The following is a 4754-nucleotide window of genomic DNA, read 5'->3' as shown; positions in this document are numbered from 1 at the left end:
ACAGCGCCCGTGTCGCCAGTGAGGGTACGGCGTCACACATTCGTTCCGGATTCGTCACTTCGAAGGCTTCTCCTTGCTTCTTCTCAGCGAACGGTACGCCCGGTACGCCAGCCAGCATGTATAGCCGACCACCCCCCCAAGGACCGCAGGCGCCCACATCGGGAGTCCACGCCCAAATAAGATCCCGATAATCGTCATGGATGCAATGCAGCAAACCATTCCGATATAGGGTTCGAGCTTACTTTCCCTCGAATTCATCCGGCCAGTCCTCTCCGGCTCCAGCGGCGGGCTGCCACGCCGGAGCCGCAACTACGAGTCACGCGGCCACCACTGACGGGCGGCGTGGGTTACCGTTGCTAGCGGCGCTGTGCCATGCCGAAGGCGCAACCTATACCCACCCCCACCACGATCGGCGGCTGGCCTTGGTCGCCCATGAGATCAACCCACCCGAGCCTCCACCGAAAAAGCAGGCTTGGACATAGGGGTTACGATACGCCAGCCCCACGTAGCGACCGGCGAGTAGAGCGCCGACTCCAGCGACCACGGCCGCCAGCCGCGAAACCCGGAACGCCCGCTCCCACCACGGCGGATGAGGTATTCGGCAAGGGCAACACTGACCGACTCAGGAAGCCCAGCAGCCTGCCGCAACGTCATCAGCTCACGGTGGAGGGCGTGGTCATCGGCACACAGGGCGGCATACAGGGCGAGCCAAAACGACTCCGGTCGGCCGGACGGCGCAGCGCACGACGCGGTCGTAGACGGGCAACAGGCGAGGACGCTTCCGGGCCAGGAGTTTCCCAGCGGTGACCCACCCGACGCCAGGTCGCCCCCCCGGTCAGCGGTGGACGCATTCCCTGTGCCTGCCGTCTGCCGGTTCGAAGCAGGCCTGCAGTCCGGTGAGGTCGCTGCCGTCGATCATGGGCGTGAAGAGGGGCTCCCCTGCTTCGAGTGTGTCAGCGACCTTGACCCGTTCCGGTCTGCGGCCGGGAACCGACACTTCGAGTACGTCTCCGATATGCGTGTTCCACGCCAGTGCCCACGCGGTGTGGCACTTCGTGCTGAAAGTGACTGACAGCCGCGCTCCGGTACGGGTCTGGTACGGCAAGCCAAGTCTCTGGGCTTGCCCGGGAGTCGCGCAGCCCATCATTTCCGGGTCCTCGCCCGCACATTTCTGGGCACGGCATCCGGGTGCAGGCAATGCGGAGGGCGCAGTTTGCCTCGCGGTGTCCTTGGCGTCTGTGCCGCGTGAGGTCGTCACCCATGTCGCAGTCGCCAGCGCGACCGCACATGCCGCTGCGGCAAGCGCCCACCTTTGCGGCCCGGTGCTCCATCGGTTTGCGAGGCGGCCAGACGTACCGCCATTGCCCGGCTGGTCATTGTGCGGTGATGCCGCGGCTGATGTCCTATGACGACCGCTCCACTCCAGCTCAGCCAGTTCCCACAGGGCCACCAGGCGTCCTGGTGGCTCCCCTGCCATTGTGCACAGTGCCTCTACGGCTTCGCGCGGGGCGAGTTGCTTGCCGTTGAGGTAGCGCGCCCAGGAAGACTTGCTGTACGCGGTGCGCTCGGCCAGTGCGGTCAGGCTCAGGCCGGTCCGGGTCTTGAGATCTTGTAATCCCTTGGCCAGCCGCGTGCATGCGGGCGCGGCAGCGGGCGGTGCGGTGTCCGTCATCCCCGCAGTACCTGCCAGGTCTGCGCGCCTACGAGGCCGTCGGGTGGCAATCCGGCCTTCTGCTGCAGGCGTTTGACGGCCCGCGTGGTTTTTGGCCCGATGACGCCGTCAACACCACCTGGATCGAAGCCTTGATGCCTCAGCAGGCGCTGCGCCTCCACGACATCCCACCCCGGCCCGGAGAGCAGGGCGGTGCGGGTGGAGCTGTAGCCCGCATACAGCCGACTGTTCTTCCGGTTGACCGTACAGGGGTAGGTCTTTGCCTGCCTTGTATGCGAAGGCTCCACGAGACGTCGAGGCTGAGCTCGGCTGCGCTCCGGACACGCCGTTCTGTCCCTGCTCGCCGTCCTTCCAGGGCGCCGTGATCAGTAGTCCGGCGAGCAGCACGCCGAGGACCACAGCCGTGCACACGCCGATCAGCACCACTCGCCGCGTGTTCCTCGGTTCCGGTGTGTCCACAGCTGGTGCTGTGGCGACTTCCTGCTTCCACGCTTCCTGGGCCACTTCGTGGAGCGCCAGGAGCCGGGCCGGATCAACGCCACCCGCCCGCGCCAGTTCCTCCACCGCCTTCTGCGGCGGCAGCGCCCTCCCGTTGAGGTAGCGCTCCCAGGACGAACTGCTGTAGCCCGTCTTGGTCTGGAGCGACGCCAGACTCAGCCCGCTTCGATCCTTCAGCCGACGCATCTGGACAACCAGATTCCGCACCCGCTCATCCAGCGAACTCGGCCTGATCTCGGCGCCGCTGCAGCCCGACGCCGCGGTCCGCAGCCACAGGTGCTCGTCGATGGTCCCCTCCTTGCGGAGGTGGTTGAGCTGCTTGCGTGCGGACAGCAGAGCCGGTGGCCCACGGCGGTGACGGCCCGGCGGGTGCAGGCCAGCACGCCACAGTCGCCCAGGCCCGGCAGGGCCCGGGCCGAGGGGTCGGCGAGGAACTCCTCTCCCCCACCCCAGCCCCCGCGACCAAGGGTGCCAAGGCGGCAGGGAAGGCATCAGCGGCCTTCAGGCGGGGCGTAACGGCCCTCGCTCGAGCGGGAAGGCGCGGGCAGGCCGGTACCACGCGGCCACAGCGAACAGATCACCGTCGACGACGAGACCGAACCGGTGAACGTGAAGCTGCGCGGATGGGTCTCCAACACAAAACCAGGCGCGACAAACTCGCCCAGGACCAGCTCGACGCACTGCGGGAACTGGGAGTTGAGTGGGCGTGAGCACGCCTGCTGGCCATCGGAATGCGGTCCTGGCCATGTACCTCGACCCGCCGTGCGGCGCGGTGTGGATGCTCTAGCAGCACCACGCCGTTTCGGTTGAAGGGCCGCAGCCGGGGCAGCGGCCCTTCCGGCGCAACTCGATGCCGGGTGCTACCCCAGGTCGAAGGTGTTGGGCAGCCCCAGCCGATAGCGCACCTCGTCGACCCGCTTCAGGGGCTCCATCTCCGGAGGCCGGAACAACTCCCAGATGTGACACCGCGCGGCACCCGAATTGTCCGCCTCCAAGAGTGCGTTGACGGCACGTCGTGCGGACTCGTTGGCGCCCTCCATGGTCGCCAGGTCCACATCTGTACGGACGTAGTCGCCCGCGAGGAAGAAGTTCGGCACCGCTGTCCTCGCCGATGGGCGACGGTAGAGCGTGCCGGTGGGGTGGATGAGGAGTTGTTCGCGGTTCTGCGGATCGGGGCCACCGAGGCCCGTCACCGCCGGGTCCATGAACCAGCCGAGCCGGTCCTCGTCCCTGAGCGTCGTCTTGCCTGAGTCGTTCAGCCCGTCCTTCAGCTGGGCCCACAGTTCGGCGACGATCTCGTCCTTGGTGCACTCACGGGCCGTCTTGCCGTACAGGATGCCGGGCTTGTCCCACTCGGAGATGATCGTGGACAGGCACTCGTGGGCCTGCCCGTCTCCATAGTCCCGCGAAAAGTCCCGTACATCCCAGAATTGCGTCTGGCTGATTCCGGTGACCGCCCACGGTGAGTCGAGGCAGTTGATGTGGCCGTGCACGACGGGGGTGGGCGTGCGCAGGTAGAACATCACGCCGGTCATCCAGTCCGTCTTCAGCGCGTCGCACCGCCCGAGCTGCGGGTCGGCGGCGCGCAGGGCCGGGCCCCAGGTCACGCGCGCGTGCTCGACCGGGAGGGCGGAGACGTAGTGGTCGGCGGTGATGGTGCGCGTCCGGCTGCCGTCGCGCGCCGCCACCCGTACGCCGGTCACCCGGCCGCCGCCGTACACCACCTCCCGGACCTCGGTGTCGAGCACGAATTCGACACCCAGGGAGCGAAGATGCGTCTCCCAGGGGTCGATCCACGCCTCGCTGGTCGGGGCGTTCAGCACCCGGTCGACGTCCGCGTCGCCGTCCATGCCGCGGCCGAGCAGGCCCCACAGAAGGAGGGCCTCGATGATGACGCGGCCGACGGTGCGGGTGGAGGCGAGCTCGGCACGGGTGGCGACGAGATTGCGGGTCTGGCCGATGCCGAGGAGCACCTGGTACTCGCGGCTCATCCCGCCGGCCCGGATGAAGTCCCACCATGCGACCTTCTCCCACTGGTCCTCGCGGCGGGCGTCGCAACTGGTGAGGTGGACCAGGAGGCGGTCGGCGAAGTAGGCGGCCTCGTTGGCGGGCAGGTGAGTGGCGAGGTCAAGCACCGACAGAATCTGGTCGCGGATCCAGGACGGGGTGAGGTCACCGGGGGCGGGCGGGGTGGTGACCCGGCGGAGTGGGAAGTGCAGGTCCGGGCGGCCCGAGCCGCGCCCGAACAACGCCTCCGTACCACTGCGGAGGTTGCCGTGAACGCCGTTCGTGTTGCCGGGGAAGGGAATGCGGCGCATGGTGTCCGGCAAATTCCGGTAGAAGCCGGGAAAGAAGCGGAAGCCGTGCTCGCCGGGAAGCGGCTTGCGGCCACCCGTTCCGGTCCCGGGGACGTCCATTGAGCGGGCCTTGCCGCCGAGGGCGTCGTAGTACTCGTAGACCGTGACCTCGTACCCGCGTTCGGCGAGTTCGTGAGCGGCGCTGAGGCCGGAGACTCCGCCGCCGAGGACGGCGACGCGCTTGCCGGAGGAGGCCGCGGCCGCGCTGCCAGCGGCCCCTAAGGCAC

5 protein-coding genes are annotated in these 4754 nt (G+C 68.0%); all 5 read right to left on the bottom strand.

What is annotated here, in order from left to right; genetic code table 11:
• Window positions 1-676 precede the first annotated feature (676 nt).
• A complete protein-coding gene (locus ACFU8Q_RS39240) occupies window positions 677-790 on the bottom strand; it encodes a DUF6308 family protein (RefSeq protein WP_384464322.1) in 114 nt (37 codons plus the stop codon).
• Between the two features lie 45 nt (window positions 791-835).
• Complete coding sequence (locus tag ACFU8Q_RS39235) at window positions 836-1672, bottom strand: helix-turn-helix domain-containing protein (RefSeq protein ID WP_384464316.1); 837 nt, start codon at window positions 1670-1672, stop codon at window positions 836-838.
• Window positions 1669-1833 carry a peptidoglycan-binding protein gene (locus ACFU8Q_RS39230; protein WP_384464313.1) on the bottom strand — a complete coding sequence of 55 codons (165 nt, stop codon included), beginning with the start codon at window positions 1831-1833 and terminating at the stop codon, window positions 1669-1671. Before ACFU8Q_RS39230 ends, ACFU8Q_RS39235 begins: the two co-directional genes overlap by 4 nt.
• The gene (locus tag ACFU8Q_RS39225) at window positions 1781-2356 is read right to left on the bottom strand and encodes a helix-turn-helix domain-containing protein (RefSeq protein WP_384464319.1); all 576 of its coding nucleotides are present in this window, start codon (window positions 2354-2356) and stop codon (window positions 1781-1783) included. Before ACFU8Q_RS39225 ends, ACFU8Q_RS39230 begins: the two co-directional genes overlap by 53 nt.
• A 674-nt stretch (window positions 2357-3030) precedes the next feature.
• Window positions 3031-4754, bottom strand: a 1724-nt coding sequence (locus tag ACFU8Q_RS39220) for an FAD-dependent oxidoreductase (protein ID WP_384464310.1), incomplete at its 5' end; no start/stop codon positions are given.

Source organism: Streptomyces sp. NPDC057543 (assembly GCF_042801895.1).
Taxonomy (GTDB): domain Bacteria; phylum Actinomycetota; class Actinomycetes; order Streptomycetales; family Streptomycetaceae; genus Streptomyces.
The sequence above is the reverse complement of the archived record's forward strand: the minus strand, read 5'-3'. Positions and strand labels throughout refer to the sequence as shown.

Excerpts from the sequence above, each read along its gene's own strand:
- ACFU8Q_RS39235 (WP_384464316.1), bottom strand. The coding sequence starts at position 1,672 with ATGACGGACACCGCACCGCCCGCTGCCGCGCCCGCATGCACGCGGCTG.
- ACFU8Q_RS39225 (WP_384464319.1), bottom strand. The coding sequence starts at position 2,356 with ATGCGTCGGCTGAAGGATCGAAGCGGGCTGAGTCTGGCGTCGCTCCAG.